Origin of the sequence: Chryseobacterium gleum (assembly GCF_900636535.1) — a bacterium.
GTDB lineage: Bacteria > Bacteroidota > Bacteroidia > Flavobacteriales > Weeksellaceae > Chryseobacterium > Chryseobacterium gleum.
In genome coordinates this window covers 4,098,139-4,121,413 of sequence record NZ_LR134289.1, presented here as the reverse complement: position 1 = coordinate 4,121,413, position 23,275 = coordinate 4,098,139, and the positions used below count along the sequence as shown (strand labels likewise).

The following is a 23,275-nucleotide window of genomic DNA, read 5'->3' as shown; positions in this document are numbered from 1 at the left end:
TCGTGATAAAAATTTTATCTGAAACTTTTTTAAATTTTATCATAATTAAACCGCTTTTAAATGATGCTGCAGATGGTCTACATAATCATTGATAATAAACTCTAGCGTAAAAACCTGAGGTGTTGTTTTGGTAGTATCACAGGTTCTTTGTAATGCTTCATCCGGAATATTTTCAACTACATGAACAATCTGATAGTTCAAAGATTTCCACAGATCGATAAGGTCTGTAGTAGGAACATTCTGATAGTTCTGAGCTTTCACCCAAAAGTTTTGATCATAAACAATATTCTCGTTCTCTTTGTATTGGGTAACAACAAATCTACGGATATTTGTTAAAGCACTGTCACAAAGATGGCCAATAATTTCTTTTTTGGACCATTTTTCCGGTGTACTCTTGTGATTCCATTCTTCTTCAGATATATTTTGAAATCTCTGAAGTTCAGTATCAATAATATTTTTGAGAATCTGGTAGTTCATTTTTATCAATCTAGTTTTGCGTGACTTCCTACGTAATGTAAGAATTCTTGTCTTGTAATAGGGTTGGTTCTGAAAATACCACTTAGTTCTGCTGTAATTGTAGAACTTGCAGTATCTTTTATTCCTCTGCAATTAACACAGAGGTGTTTTGCATCAATGATACAGGCTACATCTTTTGTTCCTAAAGCTTCTTTCAAAGCGTCTACAATCTGCATGGTAAGCCTTTCCTGAACCTGAGGTCTTTTTGCATAGTAATCAACAATCCTGTTAATTTTTGAAAGACCAATTACTTCCCCATTGGAAATATAAGCAACATGAGCTCTTCCTATGATGGGTAAAAAGTGGTGCTCGCAGAAAGAATATACGGTGATATCTTTTTCCACCAACATCTGGCGGTATTTGTATTTATTGGAGAAAGTGGAGATCCCTGGTTTGTTTTCAGGAAGAAGTCCTCCGAAAATCTCATTCACATACATTTTGGCTACACGTCTTGGGGAATCTTTCAAAGAATCATCCGTCATATCCAATCCCAGCGTTTCCATAATCTCGCCAAAAAGCTCAGTAATTTTTTCAATTTTTTCCTGTGGCGATTTATCAAAAGCATCTTCCCTTATAGGCGTATGTTCTTTTCCTGTGAAAATATCATCGTCGTTATCAGTAAAATCAACCATTTTTATTTAATTTGCAGCAAAAATACGGATAATATCTGTTCATCTCTATTCAATGAGGATGAAAAACATTATCTTTTATAACTAGTTCTGATTAAAAAGCCTATGATTATTGTCGAAGAAGTACAAAACCACCTCCATAAAAGGGAATTTCTGGAATTCCCGGCCCGCCTTTACCGGGATGACAAAAATTATATCCGGCCTTTAGATAAGTATATTGAGGAAATTTTTGATCCTGAAAAGAATAAATTCTTTAAAAATGGAGAATGCAAAAGGTTTCTGTTTAAAAGGGATAATAAAACAGTTGGTAAAGTGGCTGTTTTTATCAATAGCTGTTATGAGCAAAAGCAACCTACCGGAGGAATTGGTTTTTTCGACTGCATCAATGATCAGGTAACAGCGAATTTCATTTTTGACCATTGCAAAAGCTGGCTTCAGGAAAAAGGAATGGAAGCAATGGACGGCCCTATTAATTTTGGAGAAAGAGATAAATTCTGGGGACTTTTAATTGAAGGATTTATTGAACCTTTGTTTGGGATGAACTACAATTTCCCTTATTATAAAGATCTTTTTGAAAATTACGGATTTAAGATTTATTTTGAACAGCTTTGTTTTACCAGACCGGTTTTTGCAGAAGTTTCACGGATTTTTAAAATTGCTCATGAAAAGAACAGAAGGAATCCTGCAATTTCTGCACAACCTATGAAAAAAAATAATCTGCCAAAGTTTGCAAAGGATTTTACAGAAATTTATAATAGAGCATGGGCGTCTCATGGGGAAGGAAAACATCTGGAAGAAGTAAAGGTTCTGAAAATGTTCAATACGATGACACCTATTATCAATGAGCATATTTCCTGGTTTGTCTATGAAAACGAGAAACCTATTGCGATGTGGATCAATATTCCGGACCTCAACCAGTGGTTTAAATATCTGAATGGAAAATTCGGAATTTTGGAAAAACTCAAATTTCTGTTTTTAAAGAGGTTTAAGAAAAATGAGAAAATGGTGGGACTTGTTTTTGGCATCGTTCCTGAATGGCAGAAGAAAGGGATTGACGGATATATGATCTGGGAAGGAACCCAACATTTGAGAAAACATACTGACTTTACGATTACAGAATTACAGTGGATCGGTGATTTTAATCCTAAAATGATCAAGATTGCAGAAACTCTTGATACAACAGTTACCCGAAAGCTGGCAACTTACCGGTATTTGTTTGACAGAAGTAAGGAGTTTGAGAGACATCCTATTCTTTGAGTAAGGAAGATGGAAGTTTTTTTCTGGATGATTTAGGATATTTGCCACAAAGTTTTTATTTGCTTGTATTACATTTCTGCGGAAATTATGATTAAAATAAAAACCCTGCTTAAAAAAGCAGGGTTCCTTCATTTTTGGTACTTTTATTAGAATAGCTCACCAGCTACTTTTTTAATATTATCACTTTTTCCCATTGAATAGAAGTGCAGAACAGGAACTCCGAAGTCCAATAGTTCTTTGCATTGGGTAATGGCCCACTCTATTCCGATCTGTTTTACTGCTTCATTATTTTTTGCATTTTCCACTTCATTAATCAGTTCTTCAGGCAGATCTATTTTGAATACCTGTGGCAGAATTTTCAAGTGCTTTTTTGTTGCGATAGGTTTGATTCCCGGAATAATTGGAACCGTTATTCCCATTTCTCTTGCTTTCTGAACGAATTCCATATACTTTTTATTGTCAAAGAACATTTGGGTAACGATATAATCTGCTCCGGCATCTACTTTTTGTTTCAGCCATTTCAGGTCATAATTCATAGAAGGGGCTTCCATATGTTTTTCCGGATATCCGGCAACACCGATGCAGAATTTATTCAACTCATCACTGACCTGTTCTTCGTTATGAAGATATTTTCCTCTTCCGATATCATTAATCTGATTGACAAGATCCATCGCACTTGCATGGCCTCCCTGGGTAGGCTCAAAATACTGATGTCCTTTCATCGCATCACCTCTTAAAGCCATTACATTGTCTATCCCAAGATACATACAGTCTACCAACAGATATTCTGTTTCTTCTTTTGTGAATCCTCCGCAAAGAAGATGTGGAACCGTATCTACATTGTATTTATGCTGAATAGCCGCACAAATTCCTAAGGTTCCCGGGCGCATTCTTGTAATACGGCGCTCCATAAGGCCATTTCCTTTGTCGATGTATATATACTCTTCCCTGGATGTCGTAACGTCAATGAAAGGTGGCTTGAATTCCATTAACGGATCTATATTCGTGTACAGATCTTCAATCCCGATTCCTTTCTGTGGCGGAACAACTTCTAAAGAGAATAAAGTTTTTCCATTTGCATTTTTAATATGTTCTGTTATCTTCATGTCAATGTTAATCTGCTAAGTTGGGTGACAACCATTTTTTTGCTTCCTGGATGCTACAGCCTCTTCTTGCTGCATAATCTTCAAGCTGGTCTTCTGTAATTTTTCCTAATCCGAAATATTTGGCATGCGGGCTTCCGAAATAATATCCGGAAACAGATGCCGTTGGGAACATCGCAAGACTTTCTGTAAGGAAAACACCTGTATTTTCTTCTACTTTTAACAGTTCCCATATTGTTTTCTTTTCCAGGTGGTCCGGACAAGCCGGATATCCCGGCGCCGGGCGGATTCCTTTATATTTTTCGGCAATAAGCTCTTCATTGCTTAAATTTTCCTGATTAGCATATCCCCAGTATTCTGTTCTGACTTTTTTATGCAGGAATTCAGCATAGGCTTCTGCAAAACGGTCAGCTAAAGCTTTTACCATAATGGAATTGTAATCATCATTTGCTTTTTCATATTCAGCGGACAGTTCATCGGTTCCAAAACCTGTTGTTACACAGAATGCTCCCACGTAATCAGTTTTTCCCGAGCTTTGAGGAGCGATAAAATCACTTAATGCCAGATAGTCTTTTCCTTTTGATCTTTGAGCCTGCTGTCTTAAGGTTAAAAATTTCGCCTGTTCATTATTGTTTTCGTCAAAATCAAAATATCATCAGAATCATTGGAATTGGCTTTAAAGATTCCGAAGATGGCTTTTGCGGTTAACAGTTTTTCATCCAGAATTCTTTTCAGAATCACCTGAGCATCCTTAAATAATTCTTTGGCCTGAACACCCACAACCTCATCTTCCAGAATATTCGGGTATTTCCCGTGCAGATCCCAGCTTCTGAAAAACGGAGACCAGTCGATAAAAGGAACCAGTTCATTCAGATCCTGATTTTCGATTATTTGTATTCCTAAATTATTCGGAGTGAAAATTTCTTCGTTTTCCCAATCAATTTTAAAACGGTTTTCTCTTGCCTCTCCGATCGAAACATAATCTTTATCCACCTGTCTGTTCAGGAACTTCTCTCTGAATTCAGAGTAGTCATTCTTTAAAGCCGAAACATATTCTTTATTTCTGTCTCCTAGCAATGCGCTTACCACATTTACAGCTCTTGAAGCATCATTTACGTGAACAACAGCATTTTTATATTTCAAATCGATTTTCACGGCCGTATGTGCCTTTGACGTTGTAGCACCGCCAATCAATAAAGGAAAATCTAAATTCTGTCTTTCCAATTCTGATGCGATATACACCATTTCATCCAGACTTGGGGTAATCAGCCCACTTAATCCTATAACGTCTACTTTTTCTTCAATGGCAGTCTGGATAATCTTTTCCGCAGGCACCATTACTCCAAGGTCGACAATTTCATAGTTGTTGCAACCCAAAACAACGCTCACAATATTTTTACCGATATCATGAACGTCTCCTTTTACTGTTGCCATTAATATTTTTCCGTTGGCTGGTTTTGTTCCGTCTTTTTCTGCTTCAATAAAAGGCTGTAAATAAGCCACCGCTTTTTTCATTACTCTTGCTGACTTTACCACCTGTGGAAGAAACATTTTTCCGCTTCCGAATAAATCTCCTACCACTCCCATTCCTGTCATCAGATTCACTTCAATAACGTGAAGGGGTCTTTCTGCCAATAGCCTTGCTTCTTCAACATCTTCTTCAATAAAACGATCGATTCCTTTTACCAAGGCATGAGTAATTCTTTCCTGCAACGGATTATTTCTCCACTCTAAGTCTTCAGTCTTTTCTTTTTTTACGGATTTATGCTTTTCGGAATAATCAAGAAGCCTTTCTGTTGCATCATCTCTTCTATCCAGGATTACATCTTCTACCAGCTCCAGCAATTCTTTATTGATTTCATCATAAACTTCCAGCATGGCCGGGTTTACAATACCTATATTCATTCCTGCCTGAATGGCGTGATAAAGAAATACAGAGTGCATTGCTTCTCTTACGGTATCATTTCCGCGGAAGGAGAAGGAAACATTACTCACTCCCCCACTTACAGAGGCATAAGGAAGGTTTTGTCTTACCCATCGCGTGGCTTCAATAAAGTCGATAGCATTTCTCCTGTGCTCTTCCATTCCTGTTGCTACAGGGAAGATATTCAAGTCAAAAATGATATCTTCAGCAGGAAAACCAATCTGATTTACCAGAATGTCATAGGATCTTTTTGAGATTTCAATTCTTCGCTCAAGGTTGTCCGCTTGTCCTACCTCATCAAATGCCATTACAATGACTGCCGCTCCGTATCTTTTAATTGCTTTTGCATGTTTGATAAATTCTTCCTCTCCTTCCTTTAAACTGATAGAATTTACTACGCACTTTCCCTGAGCTACCTGAAGGCCTGCTTCAAGAATTTCCCATTTGGAGGAATCTACCATAATCGGGATTCTTGCGATATCCGGTTCAGAGGCAATTAAGTTCAGGAATTTAATCATGGAAGCTTTTCCATCAATCAATCCATCATCAAAGTTCACGTCCAGGATCTGGGCGCCTCCTTCTACCTGATGGCGGGCAATATCTAATGCTTCGGAGAATTTCTCCTCTTTGATGAGTCTTAAAAACTTTTTGGATCCGGCAACGTTCGTCCTTTCACCAACATTGATGAAATTACTCTCCGGTGTTATGATAAGAGGCTCAAGGCCTGATAATCTTAAATACTTCATTTTATTCTTCTAAAATATAGTAGGCATTATTGGCATTCTGCCTCAATAAATCCCTATGCTTACTTAAAGCTGTAATCAGCGGAAATCTTTTATACGCTAAATTGTGCTCTTTAGCAAATTCCTCAATTTCCTCAGTAATTTCGTTATAATACATATAACTGTAGTTTGGAAACAGATGATGGGCCACATGAAAATTAAAGTTTCCCAATACATTTCTTACAAACCAGTTATTTTCTTTTAAATCATTGGTCACCTCCAATTGGTGACGAAGCCAGCTGAACGGAAGGCCGTTCTCTTTATTTAACTTCGGAAAGGCATTATCAGGAAGCGGGTGCAAAGGCAACAGTACAAACAATGCAAAAATGCTTGCTGAAATTACCTGTAAAAACCATGCTCCTAAAGCTAATCCTATTGATACTTTAAAGAACACAACAGGAACCACAATCTGATAAAAGAAATAGAACAGCTTATAACTCACCATTTTCACTTTTTCAACAACCGGTATTCTTCCCTGGGTTTTTAAAATCACTCTTTCCTTATCAAAGAAATCCCGAAAGTCTCTTATAAACATCCAATTGAACAAATACAGCGGATATACTAGAAAGAAAAACTTATGCTGATACTTCTGAATCCCTTTCGCCTTGATCCATGGAACGATCAGGAGCAATCCGCTCTGTTCGATATCTGTATCCCATCCATCTACATTTGGGTAAGCATGGTGACTTGCGATATGTCTTTTTTTCCAGATATAGGAATTGGCTCCTATAAAATCAAAAATGTGGAGAACTAAGGCATTCAGTTTTTTACTTTTATAGATGTTGTTATGGGCTGCTTCGTGGATTAAGTTTAAATAAATCAAAACCAGAGAAATGCCCATTAAAACAAAACTCAGAATATAGACCCAATGTTTTTCAGCATTCAAAACAGCCAGAAAATATAAGCCAATATAAACCAGTGGGAGTATTACCGCTTTGATCTGAATATAGATATCCCTGTTTTCAGGAATGGCTTCTACTCTTTTGTTCACTTTCTTTCTTAGCTCATTAAACAATCTGACATCTTCCGAATCTTTTAAGTAAATTGGCTTTTCCATATATTTAACTTTGTGGTTTACTTAAAGTTAACATTTATAATCCAGCCTTCATTCTTGATTTTAATTAAAAAAATCTATCAAATCACACAAATTCCTTCAATTTCCTCGGTGGATAATCTTTCACCAGCTCCGCAATTGCTTTAATATGTTCGGGCGTTGTTCCACAGCATCCTCCGATAATATTGATCAATCCTTTCTCAACATATTCTCTGATCTGTCTTGCCATATCTTTGGGTGTTTCATCATATTTTCCGAAAGCATTCGGTAAGCCGGCATTCGGATATGCTGAAACATAGAATTCTGAATTATGGGCCAGTGTTTCAAGATAAGGAGTAAGCTGATCTGCGCCCAATGCACAGTTAAAACCTACGCTTAGTAAATTCAGGTGTGAGACAGAAATCAAAAAAGCTTCTGCCGTCTGTCCGCTCAATGTTCTTCCTGAAGCATCGGTAATGGTTCCTGAAACCATGATCGGAATTTTAATTCCTCTTTCATCCTGTAATTCATCAATGGCAAACAAAGCTGCTTTTGCATTCAAGGTATCAAAGATGGTTTCTACCAGAAGGATATCTGAACCTCCATCCAGTAATGCTTCACATTGCTGTTTGTATGCTACTCTTAATTCTTCAAAAGTAATAGCTCTGTATCCGGGATCATTAACATCAGGACTTAAACTTGCTGTTCTGTTCGTAGGTCCTATAGATCCTGCCACAAATCTCGGTTTGTCAGGATTTTTTGCTGTGTATTCATCACAGGCTTTTCTGGCAATTTTTGCCGACTCATAGTTCAGTTCATATACCAGATCTTCCATATGATAATCTGCCATCGCAATGGTAGTTCCTGAAAACGTATTGGTCTCAATAATGTCTGCCCCTGCTTCAAGATATTTCTTATGAACTTCCTCAATGGCCTGAGGCTGTGTCAGAGAAAGCAGGTCATTGTTTCCTTTTACTGGATGTTCCCAATCTTTGAAACGCTCTCCACGGTAATCTTCTTCTTCAAACTTATACCTCTGAAGCATCGTTCCCATAGCACCGTCAAGAATTAAAATTCTTTCGGATAGAGCTTTATATAATTGTTCTGAATTTTTCATTTTTATCTATTTTGAGTAAAGCCAGTAATTGTTTGAATTAATCCAACGCCTGCTTAAGGTCCGCAATGATATCCTCTACATTTTCCAACCCTACAGAGCAACGTACTAATCCTGCTGTAATACCTACTTCATTCCTTTCTTCATCTGATAATTTGGAATGCGTTGTAGAAGCCGGATGCGTAACGATCGTTCTTGTATCACCTAAATTGGCAGACAGTGAACACATTTGTATCTTATCTAAAAAGTTTCTTCCTCCTTCTATTCCACCTTTTATTTCAAAGGCTACGATGTTTCCACCAAGTTTCATTTGTCTTTTGGCTACTTCATAGCTTGGATGGGATTTAAGAAATGGGTATTTTACTAACTCTACATTCGGATGGTTTTCTAAGAACTCTGCTACCTTCAATGCATTCTCGCAGTGTTTTTCTACGCGGATTGCCAATGTTTCTAAACTTTTTGATAATACCCAGGCATTAAAAGGAGACAATGCAGGTCCTGTATTTCTTGCAAAAAGATAGATTTCTCTGATCAGATCTTCTTTTCCTACGGCTATTCCTCCTAGTACTCTTCCCTGTCCGTCAATCAGCTTTGTTGCTGAATGTACAACAATATCTGCACCATATCTGATGGGCTGCTGAAGATAAGGTGTTGCAAAACAGTTATCTACAATAAATATAAGATTATGCTTTTTGGCGATCTGACCGAAAAACTCAAGATCCAGGATTTCAATTGCCGGATTGGTAGGAGTTTCAAGGTATAAGATCTTTGTATTAGGTTTGATATATTGTTCAACATTCACTGCATCTTCTGCTTTGAAATAAGAGGTTTCAATATTCCATTTCGGGAAATATTTGGTAAACAAAGTATGTGTAGACCCGAAAACCGACTGGCAGCTTACGATATGATCCCCAGCATTTAACAAAGCTGCAAATGTAGAATAGATGGCTGCCATTCCTGTCGCAAATGCATATCCTGCTTCTGCACCTTCCATTTTAGCAATCTTATCTGTAAATTCTGTTACATTAGGATTGGAAAAACGGCTGTATAAATTTTTAGGTTTTTCTTCTGCAAAGCTTGCTCTCATATCTTCCGCATCCTGAAATATAAAGCTGGAGGTTAGATATAATGGCGTAGAATGTTCATCAAACTGGGTTCTTTCAGTCTGGGTTCTTATTGCTGATGTTTCAAAATTTTCCATATAGTTTTAATTTGTCAATTTAACAGTGTATCAATGTAACAGTTTACCAATAAGGTTCTTCGCTATGTTCAGAATAGCAATTGCAGTAATTGTTACACTGCTAGATTGGTAGATTGTTACATTATTATTTAGTTTCACTTACTCTTAAAATATCTCCAAATACCCCTCTGGCTGTTACCTGTGCTCCGGCTCCGGCTCCCATAATAACGATCGGATTTTCTCCGTAACTTTCTGTATAGATTTCAAAAATTGAATCTGAACCTTTCAGCTGCCCTAATGCAGAAGTTGCAGGTACAGAAATCAGTTTTACATCCAGTTCACCTTTATCTTTCTGTAAATCGCCATGTAAATCGCCTACATATCTCAGCACATGTCCAGGCTCCTGGTTTTCTTTTATTTTCTGATATTCTTCATCCAGCTCTTCAAGTCTGGAAAGGAATTCTGATTTTGAAACCTCAAGTAAGCTTTCCGGAACAAGATTCTGAATACTGATATCTTCGAATTCATTGATCAGATCCAATTCTCTGGCGAGGATCAGTAATTTTCTTGCCACATCATTTCCTGACAGATCTTCTCTCGGATCCGGTTCTGTATATCCTTTTTCCAGAGCTTCATTGATGATGGTTGAAAATTTATCGTCCCTCAAAGAAAAATTGTTGAAAACATAGCTTAATGTTCCGGAGAATACTCCTTTGATTCTGGTGATGTTCTCTCCTGAAAGGTGCAATAATTTGATGGTGTCAATTAACGGTAATCCAGCGCCAACATTGGTTTCATACAGATAACGTCTGTTATTTTTGTTCAACGTATATCTTAGTTTTCTGTACTCTTCTATTGGAAGGGTATTGAAAATTTTATTGGAAGAAACGAGATCAAATCCGTTTTCTGCCAGGGCATGATAGTTTTTAACAAAATCCTTGCTTGCCGTGTTATCCACAACAATCAGATTTTCCAGTTGATTTTCGTTGGAAAAGTTGATCAGTTCTTCAACATTTGACGGTCTCTCTGCTGTTAAAACCTCATCTCCCCAATTGGCATCAAACCCTTTTTTATTGAAGGCAATTTTCTTTGAGTTGGCTACAGCAACTACTTTAAGGTCTATTTTTTTACGTTTTTTAATTTCTTGTGCAGATTCAAGTACCTGCTCTATCAGGGTTTTTCCTACGTTTCCGTGACCAATGATTGCCAGATGAACTGTCTTTGGTTTTTTAAAAATTTCAGATTCTATGATATTTCTTGTTTTCTCATCCTGCGAAGAGGTCACTACGATATTGACTCTGTTTTCTCCTGCCACCTGATTTAAAAGTAACGGGAAAACATTATTTCTTGCCAGCTCAGCAAAGACTTTATTGAAATCTTCTGCTACAAAGCCAATCACGGAAACATTATTGATACTATAGATCTGGGAAACTTTTCCTGACTTTCTTTCCGCCTCAAATTCATCGATAAGACAAGCGACTGCTTTCTCTGCATCGTTTTCATGAACCAAAATGGAAATTCCGTTTTCTACCGCTTGTTGAGAGATTACTCCTACACTGATACGCGCTAAGGTAAGCGCTTTAAAAATTCGTCCGTCAATCCCGATTTCTCCTAAGAAATCTTCTCCTTCAAATTTGACGATTGATCTGTTCTTCAAAAATTTTATTTCGTTAGCATTTTTCATTTTTCCTGTAAAATGTTTTTTATGATATTATTTAATTGTTGATATTCCATTAGGAAGGCATCATGCCCGTGTATAGATTGGATCTCGTGATAAGAAACATCCTTATTTTTCTCTTTTAAGTTTTCAAAACACATCCGGATTTCAGAAGCCGGGAAAAATAAGTCTGAATCTACGGAGATCATGCGCATTCGTGCCTGTATATTCTCCAGTACTGTTTCATCAGCATTTATATTCATCAGGAGATGATTCATCAATTTATAAGCTTTTAAACTAAACCTTTCGTTTAGAGCATTACCATGATAAATCAGCCAGTCTTCTGATTCCAGGCGTTGTTTTTTCCTGGTTATATTGGTTTTGAAATCTGTCATTGAGCGACTGTGGAGTTCTATAACACAACATGGCATGAATTCTCGCTTTTGTAATGGTTCTTCTTTATCATTTAACAAGAATTTCTGAACCAGACATTGCGCATGAAGCCAATCGTGTGTTCTGTAATCGCAGGCAATGGGAATAAATATCTCTGCAAGATCCGGCTGCTGGGCAAGCATTTCCCAGGCAATTCCTCCTCCCAGAGAGCCTCCGATAATGGCATATAGTTTTTTGATCTGCAAAGTTTCAAGCCCTTTCAGGAATATCGCAGCGATATCTGAAGGGGTAAAGTCTTCATAGTCTTCAATTAAAAAATTGTCATAACCGTTTCCGGGTATGTTGAAACACAGAACTGTGTATTGATCGGTATCAACAATCTGATTTTCTCCTACCAGCTGCTTCCACCAGCCTTTATCTCCGGATACATTCGAGTTTCCGGTAAGAGCGTGATTGATTAAAATGACAGGTGCTGTAAACAGATCTTTCCCAAAAAGCTGATAGCTTAGCGGGATATGGTATTCCTTTTGGGAATTTGTTTGATACGTAAGATTAATATAGTTTAGTTCTGTTTTCAATTCTATTATATTTAAATACAATTGAAAATGCCACAGGAAATGGCTGAAAAGAACTTCAGTAAGTTATCTGTCCAAAATTATTTTGGTAGAACGTAGCACCTTCTTTACTTGCGCAAAGGGTTGCTAAGGTTTCACAGGGTCTAATCCCTCAACCTTTCTTGATAACATTTTCAATATTTGAATGAACGAATGGTGCAAAGGTAGTTCTTTTCTTTTAAATTCAAAAAAAAATTATTTTAATATTTAAAAGAGCCCTTAAATACAGGCGTTTCAAGGTCATATTAATAATTATTCAGATGAAAAAAATTGGAATTACTTTGCAAAAAAACTAACTTCGTGTGGAAAAATGTTGACATATGACCGCCGAAAAAGAAAGATTACAAGATACCAAATGGAAAAACTGGGGACCTTATGTAAGCAACCGGCAGTGGGGAAATGTACGCGAAGATTATAGCCCGAACGGGAATGCCTGGAATTTTACCAATCATAATAATGCAGAAAGCTATGCTTACCGCTGGGGCGAAGAAGGTATTGCCGGAATTTCTGATGTAAAGCAGCTTTTATGTTTTGCTTTTTCATTCTGGAACAAAAAAGATAAAATGGTAAAAGAAAGGTTCTTCGGATTGAGCAATCCTCAGGGAAATCATGGAGAAGATATCAAAGAAATCTTTTATTATCTGGATAATACACCTACTCATAGCTATATGAAGATGGTATATAAATATCCGATCAATGAGTTTCCGTATGATGATATTCTTAGTGAGAATGGAAAACGCAGCAAAAAGGAACCTGAATATGAGCTTTTCGATACCGGGATTTTTGATAACGATGAGTATTTCGATATTTTCATTGAATACTGTAAGGCAGATCATAATGATATTCTGGCCAGAGTGACAGTCTGCAACCGAAGCCAGCATGAAGCTCCTATCGTGGTGGCTCCTACTGCATGGTTCAGAAACAACTGGAAATGGGGATATAATACCTACAAGGCAGAGCTGAGTGCTTCTCAGGATGGAAGTATTACCATTGGCCACGACAGTATTTCAATTAAAAAACTGTATTCCAGAAATACAAATGCACAAAGTGTATTCTGTGAAAACGAAACAAATACTCCAAAACTTTACGGTACTCCTAAAACAGAGAATACTTATTTTAAAGACGGAATCAATGATTTTATAATTCACGGCCGAGATACTGTAAATCCTGAAAAAAGAGGAACCAAAGCTTCTTTTCTTATAGATGAAGTTATAGCAGCAGGTGAATCAAAAGTTTTTGAATTCAGATTATGTCCTGAAGAAAACGATGAACCTTTTGAAAAATTTGATGAAATTTTCAATACCCGAAAGGCCGAAGCTGAAGAGTTTTATCAGGAAATTCAGAGTGATACCGTGAATGAAGATGAAAGAAATGTGCAGCGACAGGCATTTGCCGGACTTCTCTGGAACAAACAGTTCTATCATTATAATATCGGGAAATGGCTGAAAGGTGATCCGAACTTTGAAGCGCCAAGAAACTTCAGTGAATATGTAAGAAATACGGAATGGAATCATCTTCATAATAAAGATATTATTTCTATGCCCGACAAATGGGAATATCCGTGGTATGCCACATGGGATCTTGCATTTCACTGCGTTCCATTTTCCATCATCGATGCAGAGTTTGCGAAAGGACAGCTGTTATTACTTACGAAAGAATGGTATATGCACCCTAACGGCCAGCTTCCCGCTTATGAATGGAATATGAGTGACGTGAATCCACCCGTGCATGCATGGTCATGCTTCCGTGTTTTTAAGATAGATGAAAAGAACAACGGAAAACCGGATTTATTATTCTTAGAAAAAGTTTTCCAGAAACTGCTGCTTAATTTTACATGGTGGGTGAACCGAAAGGATAAAAACGGTAAAAATATTTTTGGCGGAGGTTTCCTTGGTCTCGATAATATTGGAGCTTTTGACCGAAATATGGTTTTGAAGGACGGCCAGCATCTTGAACAGGCAGACGGAACCAGCTGGATGGCCATGTATGCATTGAATATGATGCGTATTGCGATGGAACTTGCCCAGTATTACCAGGTGTATGAAGATATGGCGATCAAGTTCTTTGAACATTATCTTTACATCGCTGAAGCTATGGAAAATCTGGGTGAAGGAACGAAAGGTCTGTGGAATGAGGAAGACGGATTCTTTTATGATGTATTGCAGCTTGGAAACGGAGACAGCGTTTCTTTGAGGTTAAGAAGTATTGTTGGTTTGATTCCAATGTTTGCCGTTGAGATTGTAGACCACCGCTTACTGGAAAAGATGCCGAATTTCAGAAGCAGAATGGAATGGATCTTAAAAAATAAGCCGGAGCTTACCAAGCTTGTTTCTCATTGGGATGAGGAAGGACATGGAAGAAAACATCTGATGAGCATCCTCCGCAAGAACAGACTGACCAAAGTTCTGACCAGAATGCTTGACGAAAAAGAATTTTTAAGTACTTACGGAATCCGTGCCATGTCTAAGGTATACGAAGAAAATCCGTTTGTATTTTCTGTGCATGGAACGGAAAACATGGTCTATTATACTCCGGCAGAAAGTGACAGCCGTATGTTCGGCGGAAACAGCAACTGGCGTGGCCCCATCTGGTTTCCTATCAACTTCCTGATTGTTGAAAGTCTGCAGCGATTCCATTATTATTATGGAAACAGTCTGAAAGTAGAGTTCCCGACAGGTAGCGGAGATAAGAGAAACCTTGATGAAGTAGCTCAAAACATCAGCAAAAGACTTTGTTCTATATTTTTAAAGGATAAAAATGGAAAAAGAGCGTTCAATGGAGATAATCCAAAATTCAATTACGATGAACATTTCAGAGATTATATTACATTTTTTGAATATTTCCATGGAGATAACGGCCGGGGCGTTGGAGCTTCCCACCAAACCGGTTGGACTGCTACTGTAGCCAAACTGATAAAGCCAAGACTCACCTTTTAGATGAGTAATGAGTAATAAAAAGGCCGGATGAATCATCCGGCTTTCTATATTTTTAAGTAAGAGATTAAATTTTTTCTCCGTTCACATAGACTTCGTATCCGATTTCTACATTCGGTTCCAGAGTTTTTGACACTGAACAATATTTTTCAAAAGAAAGTTCTGCAGCCTTTAGTGCTTTTTTAGGATCAATTTCTCCTTCCAAAAGAAATTTAACATTAATTGATTTAAAAGGTTTTGCATCTTCTACCTGTACTCTTTCTCCTTCTACCTCTGCCTGAAAACTTTTGATCTCCTGACGCTGCTTCTTTAAAATGGAAACTACATCAATTCCGCTACATCCCGCTACTGCCATCAGTACACTTTCCATTGGAGAAACTCCTTTTGCTCCCGGCTGGGAAGTATTATCCAAAAGAATAGAATTTCCCTGAGCATTGGTACATTCAAATAAAAAATCGTCGTTTATTCTGTTAAGTGTAATTTTCATTATGTATTGCTTATTGCTTCTGCAAAGTTATAAAATTCCTCTCGCTTTTATCTCCAGATATTTATTGATAACATCGATATTCAAATTTTCCGGAAGGGTATAAACGGTATAAATTCCGTATTTACGGAGTTCCTGGATAATCAGTTTCTTTTCAAACTCAAATTTTTCAGCAATGATTTCGTCATAGATTTCCTGCATATTTTCAGGATTTTTGTTGATCAGTGTCTGCAATTCTGAATTTTTGAAGAATACAACGACCAGTAAATGGTTTTTAGCAATTCCGCGAAGATATTTCAATTGGCGGTTCAATCCATCCAATGTCTCAAAATTGGTAAAAAGCAGAATCAAGCTTCTTTGATTGATAGAATATTTTACATCCTGATACAAACGGTTAAAATCACTTTCAAAGAAATCTGTTTTGATATTATAAAGGGCTTCGGAGATTTTCTTCAGTTGGCCGGACTTATTATCGGCAGCAATTTTATTTTCAGCTTTCTTGGAAAAGGTCATCATTCCGGCTCTGTCTCCCTTTCTCAAAATAATATGAGACAACGCCATTGTTGCATTAATAGAATAATCCAGCAGACTTAATCCGTTGAAAGGCATTTTCATGGTTCTTCCTTTATCAATCAGCATAAAAATACGCTGTGACTTCTCATCCTGAAACTGGTTGACCATAAGACGGTTTGTTTTCGAAGTGGCTTTCCAGTTGATCGTCCTGATATCGTCTCCGGCAACATATTCTTTGATCTGCTCAAATTCCATGGTATGTCCCAGCTTTCTGACTTTCTTGATTCCGCCTAATAAAAATTCACTCTGAATAGCCATCAGTTCATATTTTCTGAGATGGATAAAAGACGGATAAGAAGGCAGCATAGCATCTTTCTGGAAAATAAATCTTTTTGAAATGAAGCCCAATGGTGATGATCCATAGACATTCAGACCTCCGAAATGATATTCACCCCTTTCTTTAGGTTCTAAAGAATATTGAAAAAAGGTATTTGCTCCCGAAGCGATCTGTTTTTTGATCAGGAAATCTCTTTTCTGAAACTGGAACGGTATTTCATCAATAATCTTAGTGGATATGGTAAAGCTATAATTATTTTTGATGTCAATTTTTACAAAATTCTCATCTCCGTTGGACAGTTTTTCAGGCAAAATTCTTTGCACCTGTAAGGCGTTCTTTTGATTAAAAAGCAGCAGAAAATCTACCATTGCTGCCAGAAAACAAATCAACAGTGTAATATGGGCAACCCACATCAACACCTGAAAGAAAAATGCCAGAACATACAGTATCCCCACTCCAACGAGCGTAAAAAAGAAACGGGTATTGATGTATAAGTTTTTCATTGGTTAGGTTGCAGGTTGCAGATGAAAGGTTTTAGATGGTCGTTTATTAGCTTTTTTATATTCATTATTATTGTAGGGAATTAATGAGTCCATTCAACATTTTAGATATTTCTATAATCTTCTGGTTTAGTTTGAAATAATCATCTTCATTTAAAAAACCGAGATTTTTTGAAATTATCAATTGTGTTTCTACTTCTGCACAACTGCCTCTTGATATTTTTAAAAATTGCAGATAATCAGGTTTACTTCTTCTTGAGTTCCCTTCTGCAATATTGGAGGGTATAGAAATGGCGGCTCGTCTGATTTGTGATATTAATCCATACATTTCGGTTTTGGGAAATACTTCAGTAATCCTATAAATTTCAGTAACAAAGTCAATCGATTTCTGCCAAACTAAAAGCGCTTTAAAATTTGCCATATATGATAATTTTGTAACTATTAAACATTCACCGCTATCACCTCCTACCTGCCAACTATTATCTACCTAGGTATTTCTATTCCTTCTAAAATCTGACGGATAATTTCATCTGCTGTAAGGCCTTCCATTTCTCTTTCGGGAGATACAATTACTCTGTGTCTCAGAACTGCGTAACAAGACTCTTTGATATCTTCAGGAGTTACAAAATCTCTTCCTCTGATGGCTGCAAATGCTTTTGAAGCTGTAAGAAGCGCCAATGAAGCTCTAGGAGAAGCACCAAGATATAAAAACTGGTTTTCTCTGGTGTTAATGATAATTTTAGCAATATATTCCATCAACTGGGCTTCCACAATGATTTCTTTTACCAGATGCTGATAATTTTTTAATTGTTCAGCGGTGATAACACGGTGTATGCCTTCTGTTTTATCTTCTTTTTTACTTTCGTGCTGATTTTTAATAATGGCGATTTCCTGCTCAAGATTAGGGTAACCTACATTAATTTTGAACAGAAAACGGTCCAGCTGAGCTTCCGGAAGACGGTATGTTCCTTCATGCTCAATGGGGTTCTGTGTTGCTATCACCAGAAAAGGTTCTTCCATTGTATAGCGTGTGCCATCCATTGTGATCTGTCTTTCTTCCATTACCTCAAATAATGCTGACTGGGTTTTTGCCGGCGATCTGTTGATTTCATCAATCAGGATAAAGTTAGAAAAAACAGGTCCTTTTTTAAATTCAAACTCTGAATTTTTTACATTAAATACAGATGTTCCCAGGATATCAGAAGGCATCAGGTCCGGCGTAAACTGGATTCTGCTGAAGCCAACATCGATGGTCTTAGCCAATAATTTTGCTGTAATTGTCTTGGCTACTCCCGGAACACCTTCAATCAGAACGTGTCCGTTTGAAAGTAAAGCAGCCAAAAGATGTTCAATCATCTTCTCCTGTCCTACAATTACTTTTCCGATCTCAGATTTTACTTTCTCTAAGCTTGCGCGAAGCTCTATCATATCAATTCTCGACTGGAACTGCTCTTCCTGTTTATTAAGGTCTATAGAGCCTTGGTTTTCTATATTGGGGTTATCAAAGTTTTCCATAATAAATTTTTATTTACCAATCTAGCAATGTATCAATATAACAATTATTGGGAAACTGCTATCTCGTCATATTATTATTTTGTTATATTATCTAAGTATTTCATCAAGAAGCTTATTAATTCTTGTAAGATCTTCCTTCATTACGCTGGCATAGGGATCCTGAGCTTTTTTAATAAGCATTATCGCCTCATTGATCATCTCCATGGTTTTCCCGGTCTTCAGTTGTAATTTTTTAGCAAATTCCTCATCCAGATGCTGAGTATCAATCAGCAGATCCATTCTTACTTTATTCAGAAAATACTGGGCTTTTTTTGCCATCATATCATGAAAATCACCTTCCTGAAGATAAAGATTTCCAATACTTTTTACAAAATCCAGGGAAGTATTTCTTAATGGCTCCGTTACAGGTACTATTCTCTGTTTTCTTTTGGCATTAAAGAAAATAAAAAGAACAAGCCCTCCTAAAAACACCCACCATGCATATTTTAAAGCCGGATTTGACAATACAAACCGCATAAAGAAACGTGATGTTGAACTTTTATTTGAAACGAACCAAAGCGTTTCTCTATCCGGAAGATAGGAGAATACATCCTGTGCGTATTTTGCATTTCCCGGTTTCAGCAGATAATAATTGGTCAGAAAAAGCGGTTCTGTGTGTGCATAGATATTTCCTTTTCCAAACTTAACTTTAATAAAGTTGGCCTGATCCGTATTCTTTTTCTCCACAGTTTTCCCAAGTACTTCTACTTTAGGTTTGATGAAGGAAAATCCTCTTCCTGACGGAAATTTATCCATCTTAATAAAATCATTCTGAAATTTTTTGTCGGTAAGCTTCAGAACATTCTCTTCTTCAAAAGAGATTTCCGAATCATAATATCCGATACTGTCTGAAACTTCTTTCGGCATTCGGGTTACCATCAGAAAGGCATCTGACCCTTCGGAGACCTGGGTCAGGATTTTTTTCCACGATTCGCCGTCAAGGTTGTTTTCAATAACAATAATATTGTGAACATCTTTTTTATGCTGGCTGTAATATTCATAAGGCGTCTGCTCCACCTTTTTCAGATTGTTCTTAAAAAGATATTTGGCTTCATTATTAAAAACAAACAGTCCGAACGGCGACTTTTCATTGATATCAAAATTCTTCCGCCAGTCTGTCGTTTCTTTTTTGTTAACTTCAAGCAATGCCAGAATAATCATCACAATGATGAAAATTGCAGCATATGTTTTGAAAGTTTTATTCATGGTTACTGTTGTTATGGTTTAAATGCCTGATATTGGTTTTTAAATTTCTGATAGCTTTCTTCTTCAATGTTGAATTCGCCATACCAGACATAATCAAAAATATAAGACAGGTTTGAAAAATCGTTTTTCAGATGAGGAGTTTTTAACTCTGCAGCATAATCTTTATTTGTTTTTTCAGGATTCCAGCTGATCAGTTTTTTGTCACTCAACTTTTTAAGAATAAACAGGAACTGATAACGTATTGCAGAACGGTAATCTCCTGACAGCTCAAATTGGGCAATACTTTCAGGAAAATTGATCTCGTGGATATTCTCATGAAGTTCCTGCACATTGATATCCAGTTTTTTATTCCTTTTACCGAAAATAAAATTCCCGTCCTTTCCCATGATGTATTTAATGATGAAATACAGCAGGAAGCCTACCAGAATAATTGCAAAAAGGCGGATAAGAATGGTAGTGAATTCTGCAGACTTAGTCATAGCTGTTTCACCAAAAATCCCCTGGATAATCTGGTTGATTTTTCTCATCAGCTTTTGAAAGAAAGATTCTCTCGGTTTTGACACCGAATAATCGAACTCATTTCCTTTATATCTTGAAGGAATATTTTCTTTAAAAGTTTTCGGATAAACCTCATTCTCCGATACCGGATTTTTCATCAATACAGAGTCTGCACGCAGCATATTTCTGTAATGCCCGGTTGTATATAATGAATCTACCAGATCATCAGAAGTATCATCCTGAGCATGAACCAGCCCAGAAGAAAAGAAAAGCAGTAAGAAAAAAAGAATTCTATTCATTGATTCCGATAGTGTCTATTTCCGCAAGTTCTACTTTCTGGTGAAGATCTGTTCTGCTGTCATAATACATCAATCCCGCATTAACATACATCAGATTGGAAAGGAAAAAAGAAAGCAGCATTGAAATTCCATAGAATACAAAAAACAAAATGCCTGCAGTTCCTGTAAAAGGATTCTGTTCAAAGTTTCCATCCGGTGTAGTGGTAAGAAGAGATCCGTAAAAAAACATTATCGGAATGAATGTAAAAATTGACGTGATCATGTAAATAATAATGAACATGACAAATGCAGCTCCCCAGTATTTCCAGTAGGGAGATTTTTCACTGCCATTCGGATAGGAAAACTGCGATCTTAAAGCATAGCTCAAGCTTCCCCAAAAACCTCTGTCCGAATTAAAGTGATCATACATCAGAAATGTAGTGAAATTAAATATTGTGGGATAAAGAAGCAGTATCAAAAAAAATCCGATAATAATAAAAATCAGAATATAAGAAAAGCCTAACACAAATAAAATTGCCGGTGTGACGATAAAGATCATTCCAAGGCATAATTTAGCTATTCTCCCGGCATTGTTTTTAAAATCACTCAGAATTTCATCTGTTTTTATCTTTTCTGCTCCCTGTGCAATTCTTTTTAAATAAAAAACCGGATACAGGTAATTCACGATCATTAAAACCATGAAAAGAAGGAAAGTCAGTAATCCGACCGTAATCAGCATTCCGGAATTTTCTGAAAAATACTGTTCAAAATAATAGGTTTCACCGCCCAGATTAGATCCGAATATCTGGGAAAAAAGCTCTTTATAACCGAAAATCACAACAGTGACCATTAAGATCAAAAGCAAACCATTGATCAGGATGTAGTTTTTAAAGTAATTCTTACCGTATAATTTGAAAAAATTGAAGCTATCACTTATAAAAGTTCCAAAATCTCTTTTTTTATAAAATTGTATCATTGATCAGTTTATTAGTTTTTTTGTAAACAACAGACGGATACACAAAATAGTAGTATCCAATAATTGCCAGTGAGCCAAAAATAATGATAAGGTTCAAAATTAAAGGCATCTTCAATGCGTGTCTGGTGACATATCCTTCTATAATTCCTGCACAGATAGTGAAAGGAACCGTACTCAAAAATATTTTAAATGAATCTTTAAATCCTTTTTTAAAAGAATTAAACCTTGAAAAGGTTCTTGGAAATAAAATAGAGGCTCCCAGAATCAATCCACACATGGCTTCCACCACCATGGCAAAAATTTCAAAAACCCCGTGAAGCCATATTCCCCTGGCGCTGTCTTTCAAAGCTCCATAATCATAGAAAAAGTATTGAAAAGCTCCCAGCATGACACTGTTCGAGAGCAGTGCATATAACGTCCCTACTCCACCCGCAATTCCGTAAATATATAACTTTGCACCTACCTGAATATTATTAAATATAATCCCGATGGTGCTTCCCCATGTACTTCCATTCTGATAAACCCCTACAGCATTATTACTTTTAATATTTTCAATGGTTTCATTCACATATCCTTCGCCCAGAATGATATTGACAAAGTCTTTATCATAAACTGCAGAAAGAACACCAATTAAAGTAAATAATATGAAAAAGAGAAAGGCATACATAAGATATCTCCGGTAATGGTATATCAGCAGCGGAACTTCAGTTTTGAAAAAGTAAACCAGCCTGTTCTCTTCTACCCTTTTGGTTTTATAAATCTTCTGAAAAATCTGTGCAGACAAATGATTCAGGTAAACTGTTGTGTTACTTTTGGGATAATAGGTCTGGGCAAAAGAAAGATCATTGATCAGGTTTATATACAACGAAGACAGGTCATCAGGATTTTTTTTAATTTTCCCTTGAATAACCTGTTCTATTCCCAACCATTTTTCTTTATTTTGTTTAATGAAATAAACTTCTCTCATAATTGTTAAGGCTAAAATAATAAAAAATATGTCTCAAATCGCGATAAATACCTCACAAAATGTAAATATTAATTTTAATATTGCAGGTGTAGGAGAAAGGATGCTCGCCTTCATTATTGATCTTCTGATCAGGATTGCCTATGTAATGATCATTCTGTATCTGTTCTTCAATATTTTCGATCTGGGATATTTATTAGATGGCCTTGATGAGTGGTCTGTAAGAGCTGTATATCTTATTCTTACATTTCCTATCTACATTTATCCTCTTGTACTGGAAAGCCTTATGGAAGGCCAGACTCCCGGCAAAAAGCTCATGAAAATCAAAGTAGTGAAGATTGACGGTTACCAGGCAAGTTTTGCGGATTATATGATTCGCTGGATATTCAGAATTGTTGATGTTTCCTTTGCTGGAGTGGTAGGACTTATCTCTATGATTGTTTCTAAAAACAATCAGCGTTTAGGGGACATTGCTTCCGGAACAGCTGTTATTTCTCTAAAAAACAACATTAATATCTCCCATACCATTTTAGAAAATATCCACGAAGATTACATTCCTTCCTTCCCACAGGTGATTGCCCTGAGTGATAATGATATGAGAATCATCAAAGATAATTACACCAAAGCGTTAAAAGCGGATGACCGCCAGATCATCAGTAAACTGTCTGATAAGATCAAAAGTATTCTGAAGCTGGAAATAGATCCTACAAAAATGACGGAAAGGCAGTTCATCGGTGTAATTATCAAAGATTATAATTATTATACAGGAAAAGATAATTAGGTAGGTCAATGGTCAATTTTGCTTCGCAAGTGAATGGTCAATTTGAAAA

At 36.7% G+C, this 23,275-nt stretch carries 19 protein-coding genes, 1 pseudogene and 1 riboswitch; of the genes and pseudogenes, 3 read left to right on the top strand and 17 right to left on the bottom strand.

Features of this window, described 5'->3' with window-relative positions:
- Positions 1–45: 45 nt before the first annotated feature.
- Positions 46–477 (bottom strand): DinB family protein, encoded by a 432-nt coding sequence (locus EL165_RS18740; protein WP_002983394.1) that lies wholly within the window; start codon positions 475–477, stop codon positions 46–48.
- Positions 478–482: 5 nt separating this feature from the next.
- Positions 483–1,148 (bottom strand): GTP cyclohydrolase I FolE, encoded by a 666-nt coding sequence (gene folE / locus EL165_RS18735; protein ID WP_002983392.1) that lies wholly within the window; start codon positions 1,146–1,148, stop codon positions 483–485.
- Between the two features lie 102 nt (positions 1,149–1,250).
- On the opposite strand from folE, the gene EL165_RS18730 reads away from it, so the two are divergent.
- On the top strand, positions 1,251–2,402 hold the full coding sequence (locus EL165_RS18730) for a hypothetical protein (RefSeq protein ID WP_002983390.1): 1,152 nt from the start codon (positions 1,251–1,253) through the stop codon (positions 2,400–2,402).
- A gap of 146 nt (positions 2,403–2,548) precedes the next feature.
- Here the strand turns inward: EL165_RS18730 and metF are convergent, their stop codons facing one another.
- From metF to EL165_RS18695, 7 genes and pseudogenes are all read right to left on the bottom strand, one after another.
- Positions 2,549–3,508, bottom strand: a complete 960-nt coding sequence (metF, locus tag EL165_RS18725; RefSeq protein WP_002983388.1) for a methylenetetrahydrofolate reductase [NAD(P)H] — start codon at positions 3,506–3,508, stop codon at positions 2,549–2,551.
- Between the two features lie 7 nt (positions 3,509–3,515).
- Positions 3,516–6,175 (bottom strand): annotated as a pseudogene (gene metH, locus EL165_RS18720) (methionine synthase).
- A 1-nt stretch (position 6,176) separates the two neighbouring features.
- Complete coding sequence (locus EL165_RS18715; RefSeq protein ID WP_002983384.1) at positions 6,177–7,268, bottom strand: fatty acid desaturase family protein; 1,092 nt, start codon at positions 7,266–7,268, stop codon at positions 6,177–6,179.
- 82 nt (positions 7,269–7,350) lie between these two features.
- Positions 7,351–8,361, bottom strand: coding sequence for a homocysteine S-methyltransferase family protein (locus EL165_RS18710; protein ID WP_002983383.1), 1,011 nt, complete (start codon positions 8,359–8,361; stop codon positions 7,351–7,353).
- A gap of 37 nt (positions 8,362–8,398) precedes the next feature.
- Complete coding sequence (locus tag EL165_RS18705) at positions 8,399–9,559, bottom strand: O-succinylhomoserine sulfhydrylase (protein ID WP_002983382.1); 1,161 nt, start codon at positions 9,557–9,559, stop codon at positions 8,399–8,401.
- Between the two features lie 124 nt (positions 9,560–9,683).
- A complete protein-coding gene (locus tag EL165_RS18700) occupies positions 9,684–11,222 on the bottom strand; it encodes an ACT domain-containing protein (RefSeq protein WP_002983380.1) in 1,539 nt (512 codons plus the stop codon).
- Positions 11,219–12,166, bottom strand: a complete 948-nt coding sequence (locus tag EL165_RS18695) for an alpha/beta fold hydrolase (RefSeq protein WP_164720340.1) — start codon at positions 12,164–12,166, stop codon at positions 11,219–11,221. Before EL165_RS18695 ends, EL165_RS18700 begins: the two co-directional genes overlap by 4 nt.
- 60 nt (positions 12,167–12,226) lie before the next feature.
- Positions 12,227–12,334, bottom strand: a riboswitch (SAM riboswitch).
- Between the two features lie 188 nt (positions 12,335–12,522).
- Here EL165_RS18695 and EL165_RS18690 point away from each other — a divergent pair.
- A complete protein-coding gene (locus EL165_RS18690) occupies positions 12,523–15,138 on the top strand; it encodes an MGH1-like glycoside hydrolase domain-containing protein (RefSeq protein WP_002983377.1) in 2,616 nt (871 codons plus the stop codon).
- Positions 15,139–15,202: 64 nt separating this feature from the next.
- Here EL165_RS18690 and EL165_RS18685 read toward each other — a convergent pair whose 3' ends face one another.
- The 8 genes from EL165_RS18685 to EL165_RS18650 all read right to left on the bottom strand — a co-directional run bounded on the left by EL165_RS18685 (position 15,203) and on the right by EL165_RS18650 (position 22,448).
- Positions 15,203–15,622, bottom strand: coding sequence for an OsmC family protein (locus tag EL165_RS18685; protein WP_002983375.1), 420 nt, complete (start codon positions 15,620–15,622; stop codon positions 15,203–15,205).
- 27 nt (positions 15,623–15,649) lie between these two features.
- Complete coding sequence (locus EL165_RS18680; protein WP_002983374.1) at positions 15,650–16,972, bottom strand: DUF58 domain-containing protein; 1,323 nt, start codon at positions 16,970–16,972, stop codon at positions 15,650–15,652.
- 67 nt (positions 16,973–17,039) lie between these two features.
- On the bottom strand, positions 17,040–17,390 hold the full coding sequence (locus tag EL165_RS18675; protein ID WP_002983371.1) for a four helix bundle protein: 351 nt from the start codon (positions 17,388–17,390) through the stop codon (positions 17,040–17,042).
- 62 nt (positions 17,391–17,452) lie between these two features.
- A complete protein-coding gene (locus EL165_RS18670) occupies positions 17,453–18,484 on the bottom strand; it encodes an AAA family ATPase (RefSeq protein ID WP_002983370.1) in 1,032 nt (343 codons plus the stop codon).
- A gap of 87 nt (positions 18,485–18,571) precedes the next feature.
- Positions 18,572–19,729: a DUF4350 domain-containing protein gene (locus EL165_RS18665; RefSeq protein ID WP_002983368.1), complete on the bottom strand. Its 1,158-nt coding sequence runs from the start codon at positions 19,727–19,729 to the stop codon at positions 18,572–18,574.
- An 11-nt stretch (positions 19,730–19,740) separates the two neighbouring features.
- Positions 19,741–20,526 carry a DUF4129 domain-containing protein gene (locus EL165_RS18660; protein ID WP_002983365.1) on the bottom strand — a complete coding sequence of 262 codons (786 nt, stop codon included), beginning with the start codon at positions 20,524–20,526 and terminating at the stop codon, positions 19,741–19,743.
- The gene (locus tag EL165_RS18655; protein WP_002983362.1) at positions 20,519–21,481 is read right to left on the bottom strand and encodes a DUF4013 domain-containing protein; all 963 of its coding nucleotides are present in this window, start codon (positions 21,479–21,481) and stop codon (positions 20,519–20,521) included. The genes EL165_RS18660 and EL165_RS18655 overlap by 8 nt, the downstream gene beginning before the upstream one ends.
- Positions 21,465–22,448, bottom strand: a complete 984-nt coding sequence (locus EL165_RS18650; RefSeq protein WP_002983361.1) for a stage II sporulation protein M — start codon at positions 22,446–22,448, stop codon at positions 21,465–21,467. The genes EL165_RS18655 and EL165_RS18650 overlap by 17 nt, the downstream gene beginning before the upstream one ends.
- A gap of 28 nt (positions 22,449–22,476) precedes the next feature.
- Here EL165_RS18650 and EL165_RS18645 point away from each other — a divergent pair, with 28 nt between their 5' ends.
- Entirely contained in the window at positions 22,477–23,226 is a 750-nt protein-coding gene (locus tag EL165_RS18645; protein WP_002983359.1) for an RDD family protein, read from the top strand.
- Positions 23,227–23,275: the final 49 nt, after the last annotated feature.